13 protein-coding genes and 2 pseudogenes are annotated in these 26,415 nt (G+C 68.4%); 11 read left to right on the top strand and 4 right to left on the bottom strand.

The window, feature by feature from the left end; all coding sequences use genetic code 11:
* Positions 1-118 precede the first annotated feature (118 nt).
* Positions 119-643, top strand: a complete 525-nt coding sequence (locus tag QSK10_RS14140) for a DUF6247 family protein (protein WP_285663242.1) — start codon at positions 119-121, stop codon at positions 641-643.
* Positions 644-669: 26 nt separating this feature from the next.
* Here QSK10_RS14140 and QSK10_RS14135 read toward each other — a convergent pair whose 3' ends face one another.
* Entirely contained in the window at positions 670-903 is a 234-nt protein-coding gene (locus tag QSK10_RS14135; RefSeq protein WP_285663241.1) for a hypothetical protein, read from the bottom strand.
* 92 nt (positions 904-995) lie between these two features.
* Between QSK10_RS14135 and QSK10_RS34280 the strand changes: the two are divergent.
* From QSK10_RS34280 to QSK10_RS14125, 3 genes and pseudogenes are all read left to right on the top strand, one after another.
* Positions 996-1,229, top strand: a pseudogene (locus tag QSK10_RS34280) (helix-turn-helix domain-containing protein); the annotation flags it as partial.
* Positions 1,230-1,361: 132 nt separating this feature from the next.
* On the top strand, positions 1,362-2,267 hold the full coding sequence (locus tag QSK10_RS14130; RefSeq protein ID WP_285663240.1) for a hypothetical protein: 906 nt from the start codon (positions 1,362-1,364) through the stop codon (positions 2,265-2,267).
* A 58-nt stretch (positions 2,268-2,325) separates the two neighbouring features.
* Positions 2,326-2,862: a DUF6247 family protein gene (locus tag QSK10_RS14125; protein WP_285663239.1), complete on the top strand. Its 537-nt coding sequence runs from the start codon at positions 2,326-2,328 to the stop codon at positions 2,860-2,862.
* Between the two features lie 24 nt (positions 2,863-2,886).
* Here QSK10_RS14125 and QSK10_RS14120 read toward each other — a convergent pair whose 3' ends face one another.
* Positions 2,887-3,123 carry a hypothetical protein gene (locus QSK10_RS14120; RefSeq protein ID WP_285663238.1) on the bottom strand — a complete coding sequence of 79 codons (237 nt, stop codon included), beginning with the start codon at positions 3,121-3,123 and terminating at the stop codon, positions 2,887-2,889.
* Positions 3,124-3,345: 222 nt separating this feature from the next.
* On the opposite strand from QSK10_RS14120, the gene QSK10_RS14115 reads away from it, so the two are divergent.
* The 7 genes from QSK10_RS14115 (at position 3,346) to QSK10_RS14085 (ending at position 9,934) form a co-directional block, all read left to right on the top strand.
* On the top strand, positions 3,346-3,831 hold the full coding sequence (locus QSK10_RS14115) for a hypothetical protein (protein ID WP_285663237.1): 486 nt from the start codon (positions 3,346-3,348) through the stop codon (positions 3,829-3,831).
* Entirely contained in the window at positions 3,828-4,028 is a 201-nt protein-coding gene (locus QSK10_RS14110) for a hypothetical protein (RefSeq protein ID WP_285663236.1), read from the top strand. Before QSK10_RS14115 ends, QSK10_RS14110 begins: the two co-directional genes overlap by 4 nt.
* Before the next feature lie 8 nt (positions 4,029-4,036).
* On the top strand, positions 4,037-4,543 hold the full coding sequence (locus QSK10_RS14105; RefSeq protein WP_285663235.1) for an NUDIX domain-containing protein: 507 nt from the start codon (positions 4,037-4,039) through the stop codon (positions 4,541-4,543).
* A gap of 595 nt (positions 4,544-5,138) precedes the next feature.
* On the top strand, positions 5,139-6,905 hold the full coding sequence (locus QSK10_RS14100) for an ATP-dependent nuclease (protein WP_285664455.1): 1,767 nt from the start codon (positions 5,139-5,141) through the stop codon (positions 6,903-6,905).
* A complete protein-coding gene (locus QSK10_RS14095; RefSeq protein WP_349497690.1) occupies positions 6,883-8,343 on the top strand; it encodes a UvrD-helicase domain-containing protein in 1,461 nt (486 codons plus the stop codon). Before QSK10_RS14100 ends, QSK10_RS14095 begins: the two co-directional genes overlap by 23 nt.
* Positions 8,344-8,403: 60 nt before the next feature.
* Positions 8,404-9,318 (top strand): methyltransferase domain-containing protein, encoded by a 915-nt coding sequence (locus QSK10_RS14090; protein WP_285663233.1) that lies wholly within the window; start codon positions 8,404-8,406, stop codon positions 9,316-9,318.
* A 232-nt stretch (positions 9,319-9,550) separates the two neighbouring features.
* The gene (locus tag QSK10_RS14085; RefSeq protein ID WP_285663232.1) at positions 9,551-9,934 is read left to right on the top strand and encodes an alpha/beta fold hydrolase; all 384 of its coding nucleotides are present in this window, start codon (positions 9,551-9,553) and stop codon (positions 9,932-9,934) included.
* A gap of 198 nt (positions 9,935-10,132) precedes the next feature.
* Here QSK10_RS14085 and QSK10_RS34275 read toward each other — a convergent pair.
* Both QSK10_RS34275 and QSK10_RS14075 read right to left on the bottom strand, forming a co-directional pair.
* Positions 10,133-10,333 (bottom strand): annotated as a pseudogene (locus tag QSK10_RS34275) (hypothetical protein); the annotation flags it as partial.
* Between the two features lie 68 nt (positions 10,334-10,401).
* Entirely contained in the window at positions 10,402-26,136 is a 15,735-nt protein-coding gene (locus QSK10_RS14075) for a DUF6923 family protein (protein WP_285663230.1), read from the bottom strand.
* Positions 26,137-26,415 lie beyond the last annotated feature (279 nt).

The following is a 26,415-nucleotide window of genomic DNA, read 5'->3' as shown; positions in this document are numbered from 1 at the left end:
CATGAGGCGTAGATGCTCGACCAGTTCAGGCAGGTGACGCTGGCCGCAGGCGGCGTTCTGGTCGCGTTCCCGACAGAGCGGCGGGATTCGCGACTCCTGTGCTGCGAGACTGCCCAGTATGGACATGCTGTACGGCCCCGAGACCTTCGAGCGGCTGGAGTGGGAGCAGCGGCCCGTCTTCGATGGGGAGTGGCAGGCGGCGCTTGATGTCGCCGCGAGGGATCTGGATCTTTCGCCTCTGGTGTTGCTGGTGTGCCGGTGGTGGTGTGCGACGGGAGGCGACGCGGCTCGCGCAGGGCGTACCCGAACCGAGTTCGCACGGTGGTCGCAGCGACGCAAACTCCAGGGCAACGCCGTCTCCGGGCCAGCAGTATGCGAGTGCAGCGGGCCTGCGATCTATGACGTGCTAACCGTCGATGAGCGCGCGGCGCTCTTGGCGTCGTGGGAGTCGGCGATCGGTGAAGCCGGTGTCCGGCGTGACTGGGGTGGGCTGTGGGGGGTGATTCGGGCGGCCTACGTCCAGACACAGACCACCGATGCCGACCGGGCGGTGCTGGCCACCGAGATGGCGCGTGTGGAGGAGGCGGCCCGCACCGGCGACTACGAGGCGGCCGGTCTTGTGGAGTGGGTGCCGACCGAGTAGACCGGCACCAGTGCGGCATCCGGTGCTCAGAACCGGATCGCGATGATGTTGGCGGTGGTGTCCTTGGTGATCAGCACGTAGGACACGGTGATCAGGTTGGCGGTGATGGTCCACTGCTCGCCGACCTGTGTGCCGCTCTTGGGGTCGGCGGCGATGCCGTTGGCAATCGCGTCGACCAGGTTCCGGGTTCCGCCGGGGAGCTTGCGGTAGACCCGCTCGGCCTCGACACCTCGCGTGATCTTCCACTTCTTGTTTCCCATGACGCCCTCCTGCTGTCGGGGTTGTGACTGCGGAATCCGTTCCGCTCCGTCCACGATCGGCCCTACCTCGTCGTGAGCGTCAGGGGTGAGCTGTGGGCGCCTTGCTGCGTCCACAGTGTCCACACGGTCGGGAGGGCACAGTGACGGCCGAATCCACCTATGGGCAGGCACTTCGCGCCCGCCGGGAGCGGCGCGGGATCTCACTGCGCCAGGCGGCCAGGGCATGGAACATCGATCCGTCGTACCTCTCGCAGATCGAGCGCGGCCTACGGCCGGGACCACCGGGAATCGCCCGCGCAGCCGATGAGGCACTGGACGCGCACGGCGCCCTGGAGGCGCTGTTCGCCGAGGCCGCCCGGCCGCGGCTGCGTCAGTCGATTCCGCGCGTCGTTCCCGTCGTGGCCGCCGTCCCACTACCGTGGGGGCAATGTGGTCCGGCTTGCCGAGGATGTGAGGTCATGACCGAACTCGCCGCGCTCGTGGAATCGGTGCGGATATCCCTGGCCGCCGGGGGGACGGCCGCGACGGAGGCGGCCGAGGCCGCCGTGGAGACCTTCGCCCTGGACTACTCCCGTCACGCCCCGGCACACGTGTTCGCCGCGGTGGCCGGCTACCGCACCGCCATCGGCGGCGCCCTGGAGCGGACACAGCGCGCGACCGTGGCCCGGTCCCTGGAGGACTGCGCCGGCTGGGCCTCACTGCTCCTGGGAAACCTCGCCGAGCACCTGGGCCGCGACCCAAGAGTCCACCTGACCGCCGCGCACTCCATCGCCACCGGCGTCGGTGATGCCCGCCTGGCCTGCCATGCCCGCAACCTCCAGGCACTTCACTCCCGCCTCGCCGGGGACCTGCGCGCGTCGCTGGCCTACGCCACCGACGGGCTCGAACACGCTCCCGACCGGACCGAACGCGCCCGCCTGGCCGCCGCCGGACAGCTCCCCACCCTGGCGGCCATGCACGATGCGACCGGAGCGGCCACCGCACGCGGCATCGCCGAGGCCGACTTCACCACCGACACCCCTGGCCGGTTCGGGTTCGACGCCGCCGAGCTGCACCTGTACTTCGCCGAAGCCGCTCTGGCCCTGGATCGGCCCGACGACGCCCTGGGTGATGCCGGAAACTCCGCCGCGGGGCTCGACACCTCACGGCCCGCCTGGGTCGCGGCCAGGCTGACCGGCGCCCTGGCTCACGCAGCAGCCGGGCGCTTCGATGCCGCCGACGAAGTCGCGCACGGCGTCCTCGACATCACCCCGCCCGAGCGGCTGCGCGCCACATCCCGGGCACGCCTGGCCCGCCTGGCGTCGGCTCCGGAGCTGGGCGACATCCGCGACCGCGTCGCCGCGCTGCCCGCCCTGGCGGCCTGACCCGCATCGCACGGCGTGTCCGGCGACCACGGTATTGCCCGGTGGCAGACTCCACGGCATGGAGATGCTGACCGGGCAGGAGACCTACACGCTCCTCAACGCCGGCGACCGCGAGCTCTTCGACACCGAGTGGCGCCAGGCGCTCGCGCTCGCCGCGAAGGACTTCGACCTGGAAGCGTTGATGCTCATGGTCTGCCGCTGGTGGATCACCGCAGGCGGAGACCCGGCCCGCGCCGAGTCCACCCGGACCGACTACGCCCGCATGTCCGCCCCGCAACGACTCACCGGACTGTCCGGCCCCGTCATCGCCTGCACCCCAAAAGCGGTGCGCGAAGCACTCACCGACGAGCAAGCCTGGGAGTTCGAAGCGAGCTGGGAGGCGACCTGCCGCGGTGAAACCCTCGACACCCACGACTGGAACCCCCTGAACCAGCTGACGGCCGCCTGGTACCGCTGGACGCAGACCACACCTGAGGATCTCGCCCGCGAACAGGAACTGACCACCACCGTCGAGAACGCCATCGCCGAAGGACGTCTCGGGGACCTCTACGCCCAAGGCGTTCTGATCGACGGAAAGCACACCGGCCCGGAGTGAACACCCCGGGCCGATGCTTGGCGGCTACGCCGCGACGTCGGTGATCATGATGTGCTGATCGTGGTGGCGACCGATCAGCTTGTAGTCCACCCGCGCCGGCCCTAGCCGGCAGGTGCGGGTGTCGCTGGCCTTCAGCAAGTCCCCGATGGCCGGGTTCAGCTGAATGGCTTTGATCATGTTGTTGAGCGTCGCTTTCCCGGCGGCGTTGTAGCCGTTGTACCGCTGCTTGGCATAGAGGGTGAAGGCGTAACTGGCGAGCATGACGGCCTCCTGTCGACCACGTGAGGCCGGGCACCGCACTGCCACCACCATCAGCCCAGAGCGCAGGCGTGGAACAGGAGTGAGCTGTGGGCAGACCAGCTTGTCCACAGCACGCCTCGCTGTGAACACAGGATGTTCTCGTGGCTCCAATGGCAAGTCCGGCTACGGCAAGGACGACGACAGCCGCGGTCGGCCCGATGACAAGGGCGGGAAGCACGACAAGTGACGATCACTCCCGAAGGGCACGCCACGCAGGTGGCGTTGCTCGATCAGCTCGAAGCCGCCGGGGACCTCCGTGGCCTCTGGCGGCCCGCCTTCGCCGCCGTGGACCGGTCGGTGTTCATCCCGCCCGACGTCTGGGTGTGGGACGAACACACCGGCGACCACCGCTTGATCCGCCGCGCCCGCGGCTTTGCCTCGCTCCAGATGACGAAGGAGTGCCACCAGCTGCTGGCCCGCGCCGAAGCCGCCCTTGGTGCCATTCCGAACGAGGCGCCGTCGCCCTGGGTCAGTCGCTTCGATGAGGGATCGCTCGCCAACTCGCTCGCGCACTGCATGCGGCAGCTGGGAGACCTCAGTGAAGTCCACGCCAGGCGCAGCGGATCGTCGCGCTGCGGCCCAGTTCATCTCAGCGAAGTCGAGCCTTCGGCCAACTGCTCCTGGTCGGCACCCTCATCCGCCAAGGCAAGCCAGACGAGGCCTGCATGATCGCTCAGGAGGTACTGGACTCGACGCAGTCCTTGGGGTCGTACCTCGTGATCCAACAGCTCACCGACCTGAAGCGCATGCTCGCCGGCCAGCGGACGAACACGGTCGTCACGAGCTTCCTGGAGTACCTGGACAAAGCGCTCAAAGCTAGGCTGCGGATGTACCAGTGGCTTAGCAAGGGCGATCGCCAGCACTAGGAGCACACGTGGCGGCGGACGTGCCGTTGTACGAGTCCGACCCCGAGGCGTACCAGGCCTACCTCGCCGAAGGCAACGCCAAGCAGCCCCGCAAGCGGGTCGCCGCGGACGTCCTGATCCGCGACAAGGCTGGACGCGTGCTGCTGGTCGATCCCAAGTACAAGCCGGACTGGGACTTGCCCGGCGGGATGTGCGAGGCCAACGAGGCTCCCCACGACGCTGCTCAGCGCGAACTCCGTGAAGAACTTGGGCTCGACGTCCGGGTCGGCGCACTGCTCTGCGTGCACTGGATGCCGCCGCATGGGCCATGGGATGACTCGCTGGTCTTCGTCTTCGACGGCGGTGTCTTGAGCAACGAACAGACCGCCGGGCTGACGTTCGCTAACGACGAGCTTGGCGGCTTCCGGTTCGCCAGCCCCGAAGAGGCGAAGCGCCTCCTACGGCCGTATGTGCATGGGCGGCTCGCGGATGCACTTGAAGCCCTGACGACAGGCGTCGCTGAGTACTCCGCTTAGGCTCTCACCCCGTTGCGCGCCTTGCCTGAGAGGTTCGACCGGAGCCAAGACATGATCGAAAGCGTTACGCTGGGAGTGGTCTGACGCACATCACGGCCGGAAGATGCTTTGCGGACGCTCAGCTAAACGTAGCGCTGCACTCTCGGTCACGGTGGGTAGATCGGGGGATGCTATTTGCGAGCTTTCGATACAAGTATTTCACCCAAACGGGCGACTCTTAGTTGATCACTGTCCGAGATCGGGTAATCACCAAAACTGCCGAGCTTCTATCCAAAACGGACTCGGCAAGCGATTGCCGGATTGATCTAGCGGGCTTGATCAATTTGGGGTTCGAGTTAACCCGAGTGTAACGTCGCGACCTGGTGGTATCGCACAACGACGCCCCGGGGCAGCGCGCCAAACAGGCCGCTTTCAAGAAACATACTTTTGTTCTAAACTATCAGCAGCAGCTAGGCTCGGCAATGGGTGGGCTGTGCCCGCATTGCCGCCGGCGAATCCTGCTGTCATTCCTCGGCTGCTTCGCGCGCCTCCACCCTTGAGCGGCGGCATGCGTCCGCGCCAGGCTGTCAATCCTTATACAGAAAGCGTGAAACCTATGAGAATTAGAAAAGTCACTATACGTAACTTCCGAGGCATCAAAGAAGCCGACTGGATCTTGCCGGACAACCGCTTTGTATGCCTCGTAGGTTCAGGGGACAGCACAAAGACGACGCTCCTGGATGCTATCGCTTTTACTCTCAGCTCTCGTTGGAACATCCCCTTCACAGACGCCGACTTCTATAATTGCAACGTCGATTCACCGATTGTGATCACGGTTGTCATTGCAGACCTTCCGTCCGCGCTGCAACGCGACTCAGCTCTGGGCATGCACCTATCTGGAATAACGGATGATAATGAGATTCTGCACGACCCCGAGGATGGTTCCGAGCCGTGCGTCATTGTGCGGCTGGAAGTCACTTCGTCACTTGAACCGCAGTGGACGGTCATCCGACTCGGAGAGGAGGACACTCCGCACATCGTCAACGGGGGCCTACGAGAGAAGTTTGGGCTGTTTCGTGTCGACGATCGAATTGATACCCACATGCGATGGGGGCGTGGGTCAGCCCTGACTAGGCTCACAAACGAGCGTGCCGGTGTCAACGAGGCTGTAACCGCCGCGCATCGAAGCGCCAGGAATGCCTTCTTCACAGCTCCACCAAAGGAGTTGGAGCAAGCAACACAGGACGTCGTCGCGGCCGCACACAAAATCGGGAGCAAGTCGTTCGGGAATCTACGACCAGGGCTTGATCCCACCGGTAATGCTGCTAGCAGCAACCTTCTGTTGCACGACGATACTGTTCCCCTGACGTCGCATGGCCTGGGCACGCGGAGATTGACTAGCCTTGCTATCCAAGAGAAAGCCCTCGCTGAGACGTCTGTGGTTTTGATCGACGAGGTTGAGCATGGACTTGAGCCGCACCGTCTGAATCATCTGCTGCAGCACCTTAAATCAAGAACCGTCTCCGGCAGGGGCCAGGTGCTGATGACAACTCACTCCCCGATCGCGGTGCAGTATCTTTCCGCAGGAGACATATCTGTGGTTCGATCTGCCCAGGGTGCCACGTCTGTTCTCTCGGTTCCCGCTGACCTGGATGAGCACCAAGGAACCTTGCGTGCTGGCCCTGCCGCTGTGCTGGCTAAGCGCATCATCGTGTGTGAAGGTAAGACAGAGAGTGGGATCTGCCGGGTGCTGCTCCGGTGCTGGGATGAAAAGAGAGAAACTGAGGGTGCAGCGTCACACACCGCTCTGGGGGTCACGCACATTAACGGCGGCGGTCACACAGCACCAAAGCGCGCACGCTCGCTGATGGAGCTTGGCTACCCGACGCTGCTAATGGTAGACAATGATGACCGCGGAGTCGACGCTCTCGTACAGACAGCCGAAGAGGCCGGCGTCAAAATGGTGCGATGGAGCGTGGGTAAAGCGATCGAACATGAAATAATCGACGCATTCGAGGGCGATGCTCTCAAGGAGCTGGTAGAGCTCGCCGCTGAGATCAAAGGGCGAGAGTCCGTACTCTCATCAATCAACGCGAGACTGACGGGAACATCTCCCATCACAACCATCGACCCCGACGAATGGCTCGACGGTACGCGAACGCTCGAAGATGTCAAGGCTGCACTTCGTCAAGCTGCATGTCCCAAGAAAGAAAAGGACAAAGACGACAAGTCATGGTTTAAGCGCGAAGATCATGGCGAAGCTCTCGGTGAACTTCTGATCACTCACAAGGGGCAACTCTCTGATGTCCTCAAGAAAGGGTTCACACGCTTGAGGAAATTCGTGTACGACGAGCCTCAAGATGCCGAGCAGGGGGACGACTGAGCCAATGAGTCAAGCGTTGAAGAGTACCGCTGAGGGCATCCGCGACTCCCTACCTTGTTCAATCGAGCTTCCAGCTGGCACAGGCAAGACTGAGCTCGTTGCTGCCCTAGTAAGCGCTGCTCAGGAAAGAGGAGAAAGAGTCCTCATCCTGACTCATACAAACGCTGGTGTCGATGCGCTGCGTAGACGCCTGAGGCGGTTCGGTGTCAGTAGGGAAACCTCCCGCGTCGACACTCTGGCTGGGTGGTCTTTTAAGTTGGCATTGAGCTACCCAGAGCTTTCTGACCTCCAAGTCGGACACCTGCCTGATTGGAAAGACTCAAACCTGTATTACATTGCGGCTGCGCGAGCTGTGCGTTCGAGCGCGATTCAGCACATGCTACAGGAAAGCTACTCCTTTGTGGTCATAGATGAGTACCAGGACTGTGTTGTCCAGCAGCACGCCTTGGTCGTGCAGATTGCGGATGTTCTACCGATTTGCGTTCTCGGAGATCGCCTCCAGAATATTTTTAGCTTCGGAGACAACGTCACGATTCGATGGAGTGAGCACGTTGTTCCTCGATGGCAGGAATTTTCGACCCCGAACTTCCCTTGGCGCTGGCATGGCCACAACATTGAATTGGGAATGTGGCTCATTGAGATTCGGAGCAATCTCTTGAACGGAGAAGCAATAGACCTCCAAAATGCGCCGTTGGTGTGGGTAAGCGACGTTCATGGAGGGGCGGTCAACGCCTGTCACTCGCGGGCGAAATCCCCCGGCTCGACAGTTGCTATCGGTACGTTTCCCTCGGATTGCACTCAAATCGCATCAAAGCTGAATGGTTCATACGGCATGATGGAGGAACTACAAGGGAAAGTCATGGAGAAGTTCGCCGTGATAGTTGATCAAGGATCGACAAAGAACTTGGCCTTCGAAACGCTCGAATTTGCCAAGCGTTGTTCGGTTGGCATTCCTGCCCTACTCGATTCTGCGATTGCAAACAAGCTCAAGACAGGAAAGCCGGTTAGCCATCTTAAACGTCGAGGGGCCGAACCGCAGCTGGCTGCACTCGACCATCTGCTAAGTCACACGTCTCCACAGGACGTATACGATGCCCTGATTCTGCTTCGCGACCTTAAAGGCGTGCGAACGTACCGCCGCGAAGCATGGCGAGATATGCTTCGCGCCTTGCGGCTTGCGTCGAGTGATAGTGGGTTGACTGTCCGGGATGCGGTAGTCAGCATCCGCTACCAAACTCGGTCGGCTGGCCGCCCCCAGGAACAGCGCCTGGTGTCAAGGCCACTGCTTGTCAAGGGGCTCGAATATGACCATGCGATTGTGCTGAATGCAGCCGACCATGACGCTCGCAGCCTGTACGTTGCTCTGACCCGGGGTCGGGAGACTCTGACCGTGGTGAGCAAAGATCGGTACCTTATGAAGGATCCAGCCGTGGTCTGACCTACGGGCGAACGACGCCTACGAGAGTCTGCGACCTTGCGGTGTTATGACGCTCCGCCCATGCGATCTAGCAACCGCCTTGCCTCCCAGTCCGGCCTAGAAAGACCCCCGATAAGGTGCACCCAACCTGGCGACGAGACCGGCATCCCCACCTCATCGTCATCCGAGCCCGGGGTCATGGCCGTCATGCTCGGGCATCTCGACATCACCGAGGAGCCGGTGCTGGAGGCGGGCACCGGCACCGGCTACAACGCCGCGATCCTGTCCGCCCACTTCGGCGCCGACCGGGTGGTGAGCGTCGAGACCGACGCCGAGGTGGCCGCCCGCGCTGCCGCCGCACTCGACTCCACAGGCGTCACCCCCCGCCTGGTCATCGGCGACGCCTCCGCCGGTCACACACCGGGCGGACCCTACGGCGGCGTCATCGCCACCTACAGCGTCACCCGCATCCCGTACGCCTGGGTGGAACAGACCCGCCCCGGCGGCATCCTGGTCGTTCCCCTCGACACCGGCCTGCGCCGCCAGTTCCTCACGAAACTCACCGTCGCAGCCGACGGCACCGCGACCGGCCGAGTCGTCGGCGGCGTGGCGTTCATGCGCGACCGCGGCCAGCGCGTCACCTCCGACGACGTCCCCGAGATTGACGGCATCGAGACCACCACCGACCTCGACCCGCGCGACGCGCTCTACGACCACGACGCCAACATGTTCGTGGCCGCCCACGTCCGCGACGTTCTTACCTGGACCGGCGACAACGACATCATGGGCGCCCACATCGGCCTGGAGGATCCCACGAGCGGGTCGTGGGCGCACATTGGACTCACCGCTCCGCCACGCCGCGTCCGGCAGGGTGGTCCCCGGCGCCTGTGGGACGAGATCGCCGACGCCGTCCTCCAGTGGCGCGACATCGGCGCGCCCGCCGCGACGACGGCGACCATCACCGTGACCGCGAACGGCCAGACCATCGGCTACTAGCCCGGCCGCCCATCCGCAAGGGCCCCACAGAATCGCCCACGCCCCTATGCTCCGCCACGTGACCCCACACGACCGCGTCGCCGTCGTCGTCCCGCGCGTCGACTCCGGCCCGCACATGCCGCTACTCCTCTACCCCGCGCTCGCCGCACAAGCGCGGGGCGCACGAATACACCGGCTCGACTGGGACGCGCCACCCGAACTCCAGACCCGGCCCGAGCTGAAGGGACCGTGGGTGACCGGGCAGGTCGCGCCCGTCCTCGACGAGATCGGGCCGCACACGACCCCGCTGCTCATCGGCAGCTCGCTGGGCAGCCGCGCCGCGGCACTCGCCGCCGAGCGCGGGCTCCCGGCGGTGTGGATCACCCCGACGCTCACCACCGACGACTGGGTCCCGGACGCGCTCGCCAAGGCGACAAAGCCGTTCCTGCTCGTCGGCGGGACGGCCGATCCGTTCTGGGACGCCCGGCTCGCCCGCGAGCTGAGCCCGCACGTCATCGAGGTCGACGGTGCCGATCACGCGATGATGCTGCCCGGTCCGCTCAAGGCGTCGGCCGACGTCCTCGCCCAGGTCGTGACGTGTGTCGAGGCGTTCCTCGACGAGGTCGTGTGGCCCTAAGGACCGCCGTCGCCGCCACAGCACGACCCCGCCGACCCCGACCGCTCCGGCGAGGACGCCCGCACCGGCGATCAAGAGTGGCGACGGGCCGGGCTTCTCGGCGGTGAGCGCGTCGGCGTCGGTCGCGCACGCCGAGAGCGGCTCGCCCGGTTCGGCACGCACACAGGCGGTCGTGGACACCTTCCCGGCGGCGGCCTCGGTGACCGTGCCGGTCATCGTCACCGTCACCGTGCCGTGCGCGGGGAGCGTGACGTGCCAGGTGACCTCGTTGACGGCGACGTCGGCGGCGGGCCCGGATTCCTTGTGGCCGAGCCCGGCGGGCAGCAGCTGGGAGATCACGGCGCCGGGGTACTCCTCCTCACCGTCGTTGCGGACCTCGATGGTGTAGGTCGGCTCCATTCCGGCGGCCACGTGCTCTTCGCTGTCGCTGACCATGATGGTCACCGGCGGTGGGGACATGGCGAGCATCAGCGGTTCTCCTTGTCGCGGCGGGAGCGGGTGTAGAGGGCGAAGAAGGCGCCGATGAGCAGGAGCCCCAGGCCCCAGCCGGCGATGGGCCACAGGCGCGAGCCGGTCACCGGGATCGGGTCGGCGGTCGGGGACGGCGGCGGCGGTGTCGGACGGCGGTCGCCGGTACGCACGACCCAGGTCGTGGAGTTGTTCTCCAGCACCGGGTCGCCGGACCTGGTGTGCACGGCGGTGCCGCCGGGCAGGATCGCGTTGGCGGGCGCCGAGGAGGCCACCGTGATCGGGATCGTGAACGCGGTCGCCGCCTCGATGCGGGCCGACTCGGGCGCGAGCCCGTCGCCGACGCGGCAGCGCACCACTCGTCCTCGGTCGGACGCGGTGCACGTGGCGGGCAGGCCCGATCCGGCGGTGACGTTGGCGGGCATCACGATCTCCACGGGGATCTCACCGCGGACGGTGGACGGCCCGAGGTTGCGCAGGGTCACCAGCAGCTTGTCGGCGGCGCCGGGGATGACGCGCCCGGCGGGTTCGACGACCGAGATGGCCACGTCGGCGCTGGCGGGCAGGATCTGGTCGTCGGGCAGACCGTCCACGGTGGACTGGTTGTTGGAGTCGTCGGGGTCGACGTTGTCGGCGGTGACCTTGGCGGTGTTCTTGATGTCGGAGCCGTTACCGGTGTAGGCCGGGTCGAGGCGGACGGTCAGGGTGTAGGTGATCTTCTCGCCGGGGGCGACCTTGGCCACCTTCGGACACGTCACCAGGCGGCCCTTGGCCGTACAGCCCGCAGGCGACGAGGACACGAAGCTGAGCATCGCCGGAAGCGGGTCGGAGATCACGACGTTGACCGCCGAGGTCGCCGAGCCGTTGTTGGTGGCGGTGATCTGGTAGTCGAAGGTCTCGCCGGGCGCGATGGGCTTGGTCGAGCCGATGGTCTTCACCACCGACATGTCGGTCTTGGGGATCGGGATGCTCCCGTCCTGGATCATGTGCGAGGCCGAGTTGTTGGACGTGTCGGGGTCGGCGGTGTCGGCCGAGACCGTCGCGGTGTTCCGCAGGCCGCCGCTACCGGTGTAGGCCGGGTCGAGGCGGACGCGGATGGTGCGCACGGCCGTCTCACCGGCGGCCATGGTCCCGATCGCGCAGGTGACCGCCTGGCCGTTCGCGGTGCACCCGTCGGGCGAGGACACGAAGGTCCACACCTGCTGGAGCGTGTCGGTGATCTTCACACCGGCCGCGTTGGACGGTCCATTGTTGACCACCTCCAGGCGGTAGACGGTCTCCTCACCGGGCCGGGGCACGGGTGCGCCCAGGCTCTTGGTGATCCACAGGTCGGCCTTCGCCGGTGCCGGTCCCCCGTCGGGCAGGGTGCCGGTGTCGGCGCCGGAGGTGTTGTTGGACGTGTCGGGGTCGGCCGAGTCGGCGGCGACCGTGGCGACGTTGCGGATGTCGGAGCCGTCACCGGCGTAACCGGCGTCCAGGCGCACGGTCAGCTTGTAGACCTGGACGCCCTTGGCCGCCAGGACCGCGATCTTCGGGCAGGTCACCTTCTGGTTCACGGCCGTGCAGCCGGCCGGGTTGGACGACACGTACTTCAGCGCGTCCGGCAGCGTGTCGCTCACCTGCACGCCCGCGGCGTCGGAGGGCCCGTTGTTGGTGACGGTGACCTCGTACTCGAAGGTCTCCCCCGGCGCGACGCGGGTCTTGCCCACCGGCGCCTTGGTGATCGCCAGGTCGGCCGAGCGCGTGCCGGTCGGGATCGTGAAGGTCGCGGTGTTGTTGGCCGGAACCCCGTCCAGGGGCTCCTTCACCTCGTCCTTGCCGCCGGACAGTGTGGAGTTCTCCGGGGCGTCGGCGGCCACGATCAGCGGGATCACGTACTCCTTCGTCCCGCCCGGGGCCAGACTGGCCGGGACCGTGCACGTCACCGGGCCGGTGCCGGTGCAGCCCGCCGGGAGCGGCGCGCCCACCGAGGTCTTCTCCGGCAGCGTGATCACGTGGACGGCCGTGGCGCCGGTGTTCGACGGGCCGTTGTTGGTGATGGTCACCGTGACGGTCGTCGACGTGCCCGGGGTGACGCCCGTGGTCGGGGCGGTCACCGCGGTGGCCAGGTCGATCTTCTTGGGCGCCGGGCCGCCGTCGGGCAGGGTGCCGGTGTCGGGGTTGGAGGTGTTGTTGGACGTGTCGGGGTCGGTGGTGTCGGACGCGGCCGCCGCGACGTTGCGGATGTCGGAGCCGTCACCGGTGTAGGCGGCGTCCAGGCGGACCCGGACGGTGAACTTCTTCGAGTCCCCGGCGGCGAGGGTCGCCACCGTCGGGCACGTGACGTCCTGACCGGTGGCGGCGCAGCCCGAGACCCAGGCGAGGGCGGCCGGGAGCCGGTCGGTGACCTTAACGTTGACCGCGTCCGAGAGGCCCTTGTTGGTCACGGTGATCTCGTAGTCGAACTCCTCACCGGGCGCGACGCGGGTCTTGCCCACGGGCGTCTTGGTGACCGCCACGTCGGCGCTGGCCCCGGCCACCGGCACCGTGAACGGCGCGGAGTCGTTGCTCGCGTCGGTGTCGCCGGTGATGGCGACATCGGCCTTGCCGCCGGTGATGGTGGTGTTCGGGGTGGCGTCGGCGGCCACGATGATCGGCAGCTCGATGACCTTGGTCGTGCCCGCGACGAACCCGGCCGGGATCGTGCAGGTGACCGGGCCGGTGCCGGCGCACCCGGCGGGCAGGGTGCCCGGGGTGACCTTGGCCGGGAGCGTGATCGTCACCGTGGTCGCGGTGTCGGTGTCGGAGGGTCCATTGTGGGTGACGGTGACCTTGACCGTCCCGTTCCCGCCGGGCGTGACCGGCGTGGCCGGGCCCTCGGCGGCGATGCCGAGGTCCCATTCGCGCTTGGCCGGTCCACCGCCGGGCAGCTTGGCCGTGGCGGTGTTGTTGGACGCCTGCGGGTCGGCCGTGGTGGCCGAGACGGTCGCGGAGTTGGTCACGTCAGTGCCGGTGCCGTCACCGGCGTAGCCCGAGGCGAGCCGGACGCGGATCGTGTAGGTCTTGGTCGCGCCGACGGCCAGCGCGTCCTCCTTGGCGCAGGTGACCGTCTTGCCGCTGGCCGCACAGCCCGACACCCACGTGAGGGCACTGGGGAGGGTGTCGACGAGCTGGGCGCCGCGGGCGACGGAGGGCCCGTCGTTGGTCATGGTGAGCGTGTAGTCGAACTCCTTGCCCGGCACGACCTTGGTGTTGTCCGCGGTGGCCTTGGTGACCTTGAGGTCGGCCTTGGCGGCGGCGGTGTTGCCGCCGGGCAGCCCGGCGGTGGCGGTGTTGTTGGCGGTGACCGGGTCACTCGTGGACGCGGTCACCTTGCCGGTGTTCACGATCTCCGAGCCGTCACCAGTGTAGGCGGAGTCCAGGCGCACGGTCAGCGTGTACGTGACCGTCCCCAGTGGACCGAGAGTGGCCGTCTTCGGGCACGTCACCGTCCGGTCGGACACGGTGCATCCGCCCGGGCTGGAGGACACGAAGGCGAGTTCGGCCGGGAGTTCGTCGGTGACGACGACGTCCTTGGCGACCGAGGGCCCCTTGTTGGTAACGGTCAGGACGTAGTCGAAGGTCTCACCGGGGGCGACCTTGGTGTCGTTCGCGGTGGCCTTGGTGATGGCCAGGTCGGCCTTGGGCGTCGCCGGGCCGCCGTCGGGCAGGGTGCCGGTGTCGGGGCTGGACGTGTTGTTGTCCGGCTTCGGGTCGGGGCTGTCGGCGGCGACCTTGGCGACATTGCGGACGTCGGAGCCGTCACCGGTGTAGGCGGGATCCAGGCGCACGGTCAGCTTGTAGACCTTGACGCCCTTGGCCGCCAGGGTGGCGATCTTCGGGCATGTCACGTCCTGTCCGGCGGCGGTGCAGCCCGCCGGGGTCGAGGACACGAAGGTCAATGCGGCCGGGAGCTTGTCGGTGACCTGCACGCCGACGGCGTCGGAGGGCCCGTTGTTGGTGACGGTGACCTCGTAGTCGAAGGTGTCGCCGGGTGCGACCTTGGTGTTTCCGGCCGGGGCCTTGGTGATGGCCACGTCGGCCGAGCGCGGGCCGACCGGGATGTCGTAGGTGGCGCGGTTGTTGGTGTCGACGCCGTCGTCGGGGTTGGCCACGACGGCCTCCCCGCCGGTGAGCGTGGTGTCCGGCTCGGTGTCGGCCGCGACGGTGACGGGGATGACGAAGGTCTTGTCGGTGCCGACGGTCCAGCCGGCCGGGATGGTGCAGACGACCGGTCCGGTGCCGGTGCAGCCGGCGGGCAGCGTGCCCACGGTCGCCCCGTCCGGGATCGTCACGGTGATGGTCGAGGGCTTCGAGGTGTCGGACGGGCCGTTGTTGCGGCCGGTGACGGTGACCTGCCCGGAGCCGCCGGGCGGGAGCGTGCCGGGCCCGGTGACGGTGACGCTCAGGTCATTGGACGCCTTCGCGGTCGTCGACATCGTGAAGGTCTTCTCGTTGTTGTCGTCGATGCTGTCGTCGGCGCCGGTCACGACCGCCTTGCCACCGGCGAGGGTGGACGACAGGGGCGCGTTCGAGGCGATCTGGACGGGGATCGCGAAGGACTTGTCCTCGTCCACGGCCCAGCCCGCCGGAATCTTGCAGGTCACCGGCCCGGTGCCGGTGCAGCCCGCCGGGAGTGGGCCGGTCGCGGTCACGTACTGCGGCAGCGTGATCGTGATCGTGGACTCCGAGCGCGAGTCGGACGGGCCGACGTTGGTCGCCTCCACGGTCACCGTCGCCGTCGAGCCCGGCGGCAGGGCGCCGGACGGGCTCACCGTCGCGGCGGTGACGGCCAGGTCGGTGGACGCCGCCCCGGTGGTCTTCATCGTGAAGGTCTTCTCGTTGTTGCCCGCGACGGTGTCGTCGGCGCCGGACACAGTGGCCTTGCCACCGGTGAGGGTGGTGGCCAGCGGCGCCTCGGAGGAGATCTGCACGGGGATCGCGAAGGTCTTCTCCGCGCCCGCGACCCATCCGGCCGGGACCTTGCAGGTGACCGGTCCGGTGCCGGTGCAACCGTCGGGCAGGTCGCCCTCGACGGTGACGTCCTGCGGGAGCGTGATGGTCACCGTGGACTCCGAGCGGGTGCCGGAAGGACCGAGGTTCTTGGCGGTGACGTTGACGGTGGCCGTGGCGCCCGGCGGCAGTGCTCCGGCGGGGTTGACGGTGGCGGCGGTGACCGTCAGGTCGGTGGAGGCCTTCGCGGTGGTGGACATCGTGAAGGTCTTCTCGTTGTTGCCCGCGACGGTGTCATCGGCGCCGGACACAGTGGCCTTGCCACCGGTGAGAGTGGTGGCCAGGGGCGCGTCGGAGGCGATCTTCACCGGGATCGCGAAGGTCTTGTCGGTGCCGACGGCCCAGCCGGCCGGGATCTTGCAGGTGACGGGACCGGTGCCGGTGCAGCCGCTCGGGAGCGGGCCGGTGGCGGTCACGCGCTGTGGCAGCGTGATCGTGACGGTCGATTCCGAGCGGGAGTCGGACGGGCCGACGTTGCTCGCGGTCACGTTCACCGTGGCCGTCGCACCGGGCGGCAGCGCACCGGACGGGTCGACGGTCGCGGCCGTGACGGCCAGATCGGTCGAGGCCGCTCCGGTCGTCTCCATGGTGAACGGCTTCTCGTTATTGGTGTCCACGGTGTCATCGGCACCGGACACGACGGCCTTGCCACCGGCGAGGGTGGTGTTCAGCGGCGCGGCCGAGGCGATCTTGACGGGGATCGCGAAGGACTTGTCCTCGCCCGCGACCCATCCGGCCGGGACCTTGCACGTGACAGGGCCGGTGCCGGTGCAGCCGGCGGGCAGCGTGCCCGCCACCGAGACGTGCTCGGGCAGGGTGATCGTGATCGTCGATTCCGAGCGGGAGTCGGACGGGCCGACGTTGTTCGCCGTGACGTTGACCGTGGCGGTCGAGCCGGGCGCCAGGGCGCCGGACGGGTCCACGGTGGCGGCCGTGACGGCCAGGTCGGTGGAAGCCTTCGCGGTGGTGGACATCGTGAAGGTCTTCTCGTTATTGGTGTCCACGGTGTCGTCCGAGCCCGACACGACCGCCTTGCCACCGTTCAGCGTGGTGGCCAGGGGCGCACCTGAGGCGATCTTCACGGGGATCACGAAGGGCTTGAAGGAGCCCACGACCCACCCGGAGGGAACCTTGCAGGTCACCGGGCCTGTGCCCGTGCAGCCCGCCGGGAGCGGACCGGTCGCCGTGACGTGCTCGGGCAGCGTGATGGTCACCGTGGACTCCGACCGCGAGTCGGACGGGCCGACGTTGGTCGCGGTGACCGTCACCGTCGCCGCCGAGCCCGGGGCGAGCGGCCCGGCGGGGTCGACGGCCACGGCGGTGACCGCCAGGTCCGTCGACGCCTTGGCCGTGGTGGACATGGTGAACGGCTTCTCGTTATTGGTGTCCACCGTGTCATCGGCGCCGGACACGACGGCCTTGCCGCCGGTCAGTGTCGTGTCGAGTGGCGCGTCGGAGGCGATCTTGACGGGGATCACGAAGGTCTTCTCTCCGTCGGCGGCCCATCCGGCCGGGACCTTGCAGGTCACCGGTCCGGTGCCGGTGCATCCACTGGGGAGCGGGCCGGTCGCCGTGACGTGCTGCGGCAGGGTGATGGTCACGGTCGATTCCGAGCGCGAGTCGGACGGGCCGACGTTCTTGGCGGTGACGTTGACCGTGGCGGTCGAGCCGGGCGCCTGGGCGGCGGCGGGGTCGACCGTGGCGGCCGTGACCGCCAGGTCCGTGGACGCCTTCGCCGTGGTCGACATCGTGAACGGCTTCTCGTTATTGGTGTCCACGGTGTCATCGGCACCGGACACGACGGCCTTGCCGCCGTTCAGCGTGGTGTCGAGCGGCGCGTCCGAAGCAATACGAACCGGGATCGCGAAGGACTTGTCCTCCCCCGCGCCCCACCCGGCCGGAACCTTGCACGTGACGGGACCGGTGCCGGTGCAGCCTGCCGGGAGCGGGCCGGTCGCCGTGACGTGCTCGGGCAGCGTGATCGTGACCGTGGACTCAGACCGCGAGTCGGACGGGCCGACGTTGCGCGCGGTCACGTTCACCGTGGCCGTCGAGCCGGGCGCCAGCGCGCCGGACGGGCTCACCGTCGCGGCCGTGACCGCCAGGTCCGTCGACGCCTTGGCCGTGGTCGACATCGTGAACGGCTTCTCGTTATTGGTGTCCACCGTGTCATCGGCGCCCGCGACGACGCCCTTGCCGCCGTTCAGCGTGGTGTCCAGCGGCGCACCCGAGGCGATCTTCACCGGGATCACGAAGGGCTTGAAGGAGCCCACGGCCCAGCCCGCCGCCACCGTGCAGGTCACCGGACCGGTGCCGGTGCATCCGGCGGGCAGCGCGCCCGCCACCGAGACGTGCTCGGGGAGCGTGATGGTCACCGTCGCCGCCGAGCGCGAGGTGGACGGGCCGACGTTGTTCGCCGTGACCGTGACCTCGGCGGTCGAGCCGGGCGCGAGCGGACCGGCGGGATTGACGACCGCGGCCGTCACCGCCAGGTCCGTGGACGCCGTGGCCGTCGTCTTCATCGTGAACGGCTTCTCGTTGTTGGTGTCCACGGTGTCGTCCGAGCCCGCCACGACGGCCTTGCCGCCATTCAGGGTGGTGTCCAGTGGCGCGTCGGAGGCGATGACCACCGGGATCGCGAAGGACTTCTGCGCGTCCACGGCCCATCCGGCCGGGACCTTGCACACGACCGGCCCCGTGCCGGAGCAGCCCGAGGGCAGCGGACCGGTCGCCGTCACGTGCTCCGGAAGCGTGATCGTGACGGTGGATTCCGAACGCGAGTCGGACGGGCCGACGTTCTTCGCCGTGACGTTCACCGTCGCGGGCGAACCCGGCGCCAGAGCGCCGGACGGATCCACGGTCGCGGCCGTGACGGCCAGGTCCGTGGACGCCTTCGCGGTCGTCGACATCGTGAACGGCTTCTCGTTGTTGCCCGCGACGGTGTCGTCGGCACCGGCCACGACGGCCTTGCCCCCGTTCAGGGTGGTGTCGAGTGGGGCGTCGGCGGCGATGCGAACCGGGATCGCGAAGGTCTTCTCCGCGTCGGCGACCCACCCGGCCGCGACCGTGCAGGTCACCGGACCGGCGCCGGTGCACCCGGCGGGGAGTGTGCCCGCGACCGAGACGTGCTCGGGAAGCGTGATCGTGATCGTGGACTCAGATCGCGAGTCGGACGGGCCGACGTTCTTCGCCGTGACGTTCACCGTCGCCGTCGAGCCCGGAGCCAGGGCACCGGACGGGTCCACGGTGGCAGAGGTGACGGCCAGGTCGGTGGACGCCCTCGCCGTGGTCGACATGGTGAACGGCTTCTCGTTGTTGGCCGCGACGGTGTCGTCGGCGCCGGAGGCCACGGCCTTGCCACCGGTGAGGGTGGTGTCCAGCGCTGCGCCGGAGGCGATCTTGACCGGGATCGTGAAGGACTTCTCCGCGCCCACGGCCCAGCCCGCAGGAACCTTGCACGTCACCGGACCGGTGCCGGTGCAGCCCGCCGGGAGCGGGCCGGTCGCGGTCACGTCCTGCGGCAGGGTGATGGTCACGGTGGACTCCGAGCGGGAGTCGGACGGGCCGACGTTGCTCGCGGTGACCGTCACCGTCGCGGTCGAACCCGGTGGCAGAGCACCGGCGGGCTCGACCGTGGCGGCGGTGACCGCCAGGTCCGTGGACCCCTTCGCCGTCGTGGACATCGTGAAGTCGCGCGAGTTGTTGCCCGCGACCGTGTCGTCATCGCCCTTCACGACCGCCTTGCCACCGTTCAGGGTGGTGTCGAGCGGCGCGTCCGGGGCGATCTTGACGGGGATCGCGAAGGTCCGGTCGGTCCCGGCGGTCCAGCCGGCGGGAACCTTGCACACGACCGGGCCGGTGCCGGTGCAGCCGACGGGCAGCGCACCGGAGACCGTCACGTGCTGCGGCAGCGTGATCGTCACCGTGGAGGCCGAGCGGGAGTCGGACGGGCCGACGTTGTTGGCGGTGATGGTGACCGTGGCCGTCGAGCCCGGAGCCGAGGGACCGGCCGGGTCGACGGTGGCGGTGGTGACGGCCAGGTCGGTCGAGGCCGCCCCGGTCGTCTTCATCGTGAACGGCTTCTCGTTATTGGTGTCCACGGTGTCGTCGGCACCCGCGACGGCCGCCTTGCCACCGGCGAGGGTGGAGTCGAGCGGCGCATCCGAGGCGATCGTCACCGGGATCGCGAAGGTCTTCTCCGCCCCGGCGACCCACCCGGCCGCGACCGTGCAGACCACCGGGCCCGTGCCGGTACAACCGGCGGGGAGCGGGCCGGTCGCGGTCACGTGCTCCGGGAGCGTGATGGTCACCGTGGACTCCGAGCGGGAATCCGACGGTCCGACGTTCTTGGCCGTGACATCGACGGTCGCCGTCGAGCCGGGAGCCAGCGCACCCGTCGGGCTCACCGCGGCGGCCGTGACCGCCAGGTCCGTGGACGCCTTCGCCGTCGTCGACATGGTGAAGTCACGCGAGTTGTTGTCCGCGACGGTGTCATCCGAGCCCGCCACCACGGCCTTACCGCCGTTCAGCGTGGTGTCCAGCGGCGCGTCGGATGCGATGCGAACCGGGATCACGAAGGGCTTGTACGTGCCCACCGTCCAGCCCGCCGCCACCGTGCAGGTGATCGGGCCCGTGCCGGTGCACCCGGCGGGCAGGTCACCGGCGAGGGAGACCTTCTCCGGGAGCGTGATCGTCACCGTCGCCGCCGAGCGCGAGACCGAGGGGCCGACGTTGGTGGCCGTCACGGTCACCTCGGCCGTCGAGCCCGGGGCGAGCGGCCCGGCGGGGCTGACGGCCGTGGCCGTCACCGCCAGGTCGGTCGACGCCGTCCCGGTGGTCGACATGGTGAAGGTCTTCTCGTTGTTGCCCGCCACGGTGTCATCGGCACCGGAGACGACGGCCTTACCGCCGTTCAGGGTGGTGTTCAGCGGCGCGTCGGGAGCGATGGCGACCGGGATCGCGAAGGTCTTGTCCCCTCCGGCGGTCCAGCCCGCCGGGACCTTGCATACGACCGGGCCGGTACCCGTGCAGCCGCTCGGGAGCGGACCGGTCGCCGTGACGTGCTCGGGCAGCGTGATGGTGATCGTGGATTCCGAGCGCGAGTCGGACGGGCCGACGTTGCTCGCCGTGACGGTCACCGTCGCCGTCGAGCCTGGCGCCTGGGCGCCGGGCGGAGCCACGGTCGCGGCGGTGACCGCGAGGTCGGTGGCGGCTTTGGCCGTGGTGGACATCGTGAAGGTCTTCTCGTTGTTGCCCGCCACCGTGTCATCGGCACCCGCGACGACGGCCTTGCCACCGTTCAGCGTGGTGTCCAGGGGCGCGTCCGAGGCGATCTTGACCGGGATCGCGAAGGACTTGTCCGTGCCGACAGCCCAGCCGGCCGCGACGGTGCAGGTGATGGGTCCGGTGCCGGTGCACCCGGCGGGCAGCGCACCCGCCACCGACACGTGCTCGGGGAGGGTGACGGTCACCGTCGCGTCCGAGCGGGACGTGGACGGGCCGACGTTGCTCGCCGTGACGTTCACCGTCGCGGGCGAGCCGGGCGCCAGGGCACCGGACGGGGTCACGGTCGCCGCGGTGACCGCGAGGTCCGTGGCGGCGGTGCCCGTGGTGGACATCGTGAAGGTCTTCTCGTTATTGCCCGCCACCGTGTCATCGGCACCCGCGACCACGGCCTTGCCACCGTTCAATGTGGTGTTAAGCGGCGCATCCGAGGCGATCTTCACCGGAATGGCGAAGGCCTTCTCGGCGTCGGCGACCCACCCGGCCGGAACCTTGCATGTCACCGGACCGGTACCGGTGCAACCGGCCGGCAGCGCACCCGCCACCGAGACGTGCTCGGGCAGCGTGATGGTCACCGTGGATTCCGAGCGCGAGTCGGAGGGACCGACGTTCTTCGCCGTCACGTTCACCGTCGCCGTCGAGCCTGGCGCCGAGGGCCCGGCCGGGTCCACAGTGGCGGCTGTGACCGCCAGGTCCGTGGACGCCTTGGACGTCGTGGACATCGTGAAGGTCTTCTCGTTGTTCGCCCCGACGGTGTCGTCATCGCCCGCCACCACGGCCTTGCCGCCGGTGAGAGTGGTGTCCAGTGGAGCGCTGGAGGCGATCTTCACCGGGATCGCGAAGGACTTGTCCGTCCCGGCCGCCCACGGCGACGCCACCGTGCAGGTGATCGGACCCGTACCGGTGCATCCGGTGGGCAGCGCACCGCTCACCGACACGTTCGCCGGGAGCGTGATGGTCACCGTGGACGCCGAGTGCGTGTCGGAGGGCCCGAGGTTGCGCGCGGTGACGTTGACCGTGGCCGTCGAGCCGGGCGCGAGCGGACCGGCCGGGTCGGCGGCGGCCGCCGTGACGGCCAGGTCCGTGGACGCCTTGGCCGTGGTCGACATCGTGAACGGCTTCTCGTTGTTGGTGTCCACGGTGTCGTCGGCACCCGAGACCACGGCCTTGCCACCGGTCAGGGTGGTGTCCAGCGGCGCGTCGGCGGCGATCTTGACCGGGATCGCGAAGGTCTTGTCCGCGCCCGGGACCCACCCGGCCGGAACCTTGCAGGCCACCGGACCGGTGCCGGTGCAACCGGCGGGCAACGCGCCCGCCACCGACACGTGCTCGGGCAGGGTGATCGTGATCGTGGACTCCGAGCGCGTGTCGGACGGACCGAGGTTCTTCCCCGTCACGGTCACCGTCGCCGTCGAACCCGGTGCCAGGGCACCCGACGGGCTCACCGTCGCCGCCGTCACCGACAGGTCCGTGGCGGCCTTCGCCGTCGTCGACATCGTGAACGGCTTCTCGTTGTTGGTGTCCACGGTGTCGTCGGCACCCGAGACCACGGCCTTGCCACCGCTCAGGGTGGCGTTCAGCGGCGCGTCGGAATCGACCTTCACCGGGATCACGAACGACTTCTCCGCACCCGAGACCCAGCCGGACGCGACCGTGCAGGTCACCGGACCGGTCCCGGTGCAGCCCGCGGGCAGGGCACCGTTGACCGACACGTGCTCGGGCAGCGTGATCGTCACCGTCGACGCCGAGCGCGAGTCCGACGGGCCGAGGTTCTTCGCCGTCACGGTCACCGAAGCCGGCGAGCCCGGGGTCAGCGGCGTGGCCGGGTCGGCCGTGGCGGCGGTGACCGCCAGGTCCGTGGCCGCCTTCGCCGTGGTCGACATGGTGAAGTCACGGGAGTTATTGCCCGCCACGGTGTCACCGGTCAGCGCGATGACGGCCTTGCCGCCGGTCAGGGTCGCGTTCAGCGGCGCGTTGGAGGCGATGACCACCGGGATCGCGAAGGTCTTGTCGCTCCCCGCGGCCCAGCCCGAGGCCACCGTGCAGGTGACCGTCCCGTCGCCGTTCAGCACACACCCGGCCGGAAGCGCGCCGGACTGGGTGACGTTCTGCGGCAGCGTAATGGTGACGGTCGCGGCCCCGGCGGTGTTCGAGGGGCCGTTGTTGGTCGCCGTCACCGTCACCGTGGTGGCCGAGCCGGGCGCGAGCGGCCCGGGCGCCGAGGCGGACTTGACCGCCACGTCCACGGTGGACGCCCCGGTGTTGACGGTGATCGGCGCGGTGTTGTTGGCCGGGTTGGTGTCGCGCGGACTGGACACCACCGCCGAGCCGCCCGGCAGTGGCGTGCTGTTCGGCGGCGCGTCGGAGTTGACCGTGATCGGGATCGCCAGGTTCTTGGTGGCGCCCTTGGCCAGGTCGGCCGCCGGGATCGTGCAGGTCACCGTCCCGTCGGAGTTCTTCACGCAACCCGATGGGGGCGTGCCGAAGGTGGTGCCGGTCGGCGGGGTGAGCGTGACGGTCGCCGGGATGTCGCTGGCGTCGGGGCCGTCGTTGGTGACGCGCACCGGCAGGACGCCGGACGCGCCGGGCGCCAGCGTCAGCGGGTCGGTGGCGATCTTCAGGTCGATGCGCGGGTGGCTCGTCACCGTCACCGGATAGTCCTCGACCTCACCGAAACCGGCCACACCCGACGGCGACGGGTCGGTCCGGGCGTCATCGAACAGCCGCAGCCGCAGGTAGGTCGTGCCCGACGGGCGCAGCGTGGACACCGTCCAGGTCAGCGTGACGGTCTGCTCGCCGGCCGCCGAGGGCACCGAGAGCAGGACGCGCTCACCGGGCTGGAACTTGCCGTCGAGGTTCGCGTCGAACCACCCAGCCAGGGTCACCGCCTTACCGGTGGTGTTGGTGACCTTCACCGACGCGGTGTAGCTCGTGTCGTCCTTGCCGAGCGCGGCAACGGTGGCGATCGCGTCATCGTAGTTGTCGCCGAGTCCGTTGAGGGGACCGGCGACACCGTCGGTGATCGGCCGCCGGGCGTCGGGTTCGGCGTCGCTCTTCGCACCGAGCCGCAGCCCGGCGCTCAGGTCGTGTGCGGGACCATCGGACGCGATGGAGGTCAGGTAGGAGTCGGGGGCGTCGCCGAAGTCGCCCACGGAGAGGCAGCCTCCTGCGTCCGAGACCGCCTGGGTGGTCGAGATCGCGCTGCTCTGAGCGAACGACACTCCGTCGAGACTGATCAGCTTGTCGGCTTTCGAGGCGGACAGATCGATCTGGAAGACCTTCCCGGGCGAGCTGTTGTCGAGGACGTACAGATCGCCTTCGGTGTCGAAGAAGGCGCCCTGGTACTGGGCCTTCGGCAGCAGCGCCGACCTGGCCTTGGTGACCGTCCCGTCGGCCGGATCGATACGCATCAGGTAGCCCGAGGAGTCCACGGCGTAGAGATATCCGTCCACCGGGTGGAAGGCCCAGTCGTACAGACCGCTGACCTTGACGGTGAACTGATCGAGGCGGGTGCCGATCCGCCCGGCGGCGGGGTCCAGGTTGACGATGAAGCTCGGCACCGAACTGTTGGAGTGGACATAGAGCTTCGTGCCATCCGGGGATATCGCGCCCACGTCGTAGTTGCTCGTGCTGTTACTGGTCAGCGCCGGGCTGATCGGGAACTCCGTCACGCCACCGGCCGGGTTCACCTCCACGATCTTGGTGTACCTGTCCGCGCCCCGGGTCGTGCCGTAGATCCTGCCGTTGATCCCGCTGACGCCGATCGCGTCGTAGCCGTTGGTGTAGGACGTGTCGTCCAGGGCGGTCACGGTGCCCGTCATCGGATCGAACCGGGACAGGCTGGTCGGCCCCGTCCCGACGGCCACATACGGCGTCGGGGTGCAGCGCGCGCCCAGCGGTACCCGGATGCCCACGGGGTAGTCCTCGACCTCACCATTGCCGGAGAGTCCGCCACCGGGCGCCGGATCGGCGACCGCCGTGTCGTACAGGCGAAGCCGGGCGAAACTCGCCCCCGAGACCAGCCCGCTCAGCCCGGTCCAGCTCAGCTTCGCCGTGCTCGCGTTGACCGCCACCGTCGCCGTAGCGCGCTCACCGGTCCCGAAAGTGCCGTCGCCATTGAAGTCCAGCCATCCGGCCAGCGTCACCGACTTCCCGGTGGTGTTGGTGACGGCCACGTCCACCGTGTACGTGGTCGCGTCGGTGTACAACGCCGGCCAGCTGGACACACCGTCGTCGAAGTTGTCGCCGCGGCCGTCGAGCTCACCGGTGACCCCGCCGCTGGTCGACGGGCGGGCATTGGGCTCCTGGTCGATGCCGGCACCGAGCTTCAGTCCCGTCACGCTGTTGTGCTCGGGGCCGGTCGGGGCGGAGGTGCCGTAGGTGTCCGGCGCGTCACCGTAGTCGTCCATCTGCAGGCAACCGCCGCCGTCGGCGACGCTCGTGCCCGGTTTGATCGTGCCGCTCTGGGTGGCCAGCGGCGCCTTGCTGATGTCGATCGGCGAGGCGGCCGTGGACGACGAGAGGTCCAGCTGGTACACCTTCTGCGGGCTCTCGCTGTTCACCGCGAACATGTAGCCGTCGGAGCTGAACACCAGCGCCTGGAAACTTGAGTTCGATGGGGACACGACGGTGCGGCCGGTCGTGGACTTCCCCGTCGCCGGGTCGATCCGATAGAGCACGCCACTGCTGCTGAGGGTGTAGATGAAGCCGTCGTTGGGGTGGTAGGCGAGGTCGTACGTGCCACTACCCTCGACCTTGCGCAGGACCAGCCCGACCGCTCCCCGGGACGGATCCAGGTTGATGACGAAGGCACCGCCACTGGAGGTGCGGGTGATGTAGTACTCGCGGCCGTCCGGTGAGACGTCACCCTGGTCGTAGGAGGAGTCGGAGACGGCGATGGTGCCCGAGTACGGGATCTTCTTCACCGTCCCGGCCTCGGGGTCGATCTCGACGAAGTTCTTGGACTTGTCCCCACCGACCTGCGCGCCGTAGACCCTGCCGGTCGCCCGGCTGTAGCCGATCGCGTCGTAGCCGTCCTTCCAGGTGGTACCCGCGATCTTGGTCATGGTGCCCAGGACCGGGTCGAAGCGGTAGAGGTCGCTCGGCCCGGTGCCGACCGAGGTGTACGCGAAGGGGCCGCAGCCTCCCGCCTCCGGCAGGCGAACCGGCGCAGCGGACGGGGCGGGCTCGGCGGGAGTGGCCACCGCCGACGGCGAGGGGCTCGGCGAAGGCGGCACCGGCGACTCGGAAGGCGTGACCTTCGCCGACGGCGAGGCGCTCCCCGAGGGCTCCGGACGCGGCGAGGCGGAGCCCGACGGGTCCGCGGCGGCGGGGACGGGCGCGCCCGCGACCACCAGACCGACCACGCACACGAACGCCAGCGTGGCGTGGAGACGCCGCGACCCGCCGCGTACCGACATCAGGCCCCCAATGTGCTCGATACAGGGCTGACGTGGGTACGTCAGCGCGACTCGCGGGTGGCGAGGTCACTGAAACGGATCATAGGGGTATTCGCGACTATTGACAGAGTATGCCCGAAATGATAGGAGATCACCTTTCGCGTTACGCCTGAGTCACGCCTGCCCGCGGATCGCCACAAAGGACACCCGACCGCTCCACCACCCCTGGCAAGCGTTTTCCCAGCTCAGCCACCTCACCCGGCCCACGACCGCCGGACGCCCGAATCGCCCCGACCGTCC

The organism is Actinorhabdospora filicis (assembly GCF_030269765.1).
Classification (GTDB): domain Bacteria; phylum Actinomycetota; class Actinomycetes; order Mycobacteriales; family Micromonosporaceae; genus Actinorhabdospora; species Actinorhabdospora filicis.
Note: the sequence above shows the minus strand (reverse complement) of the source record. Positions and strands in the feature narration are given on the sequence as shown.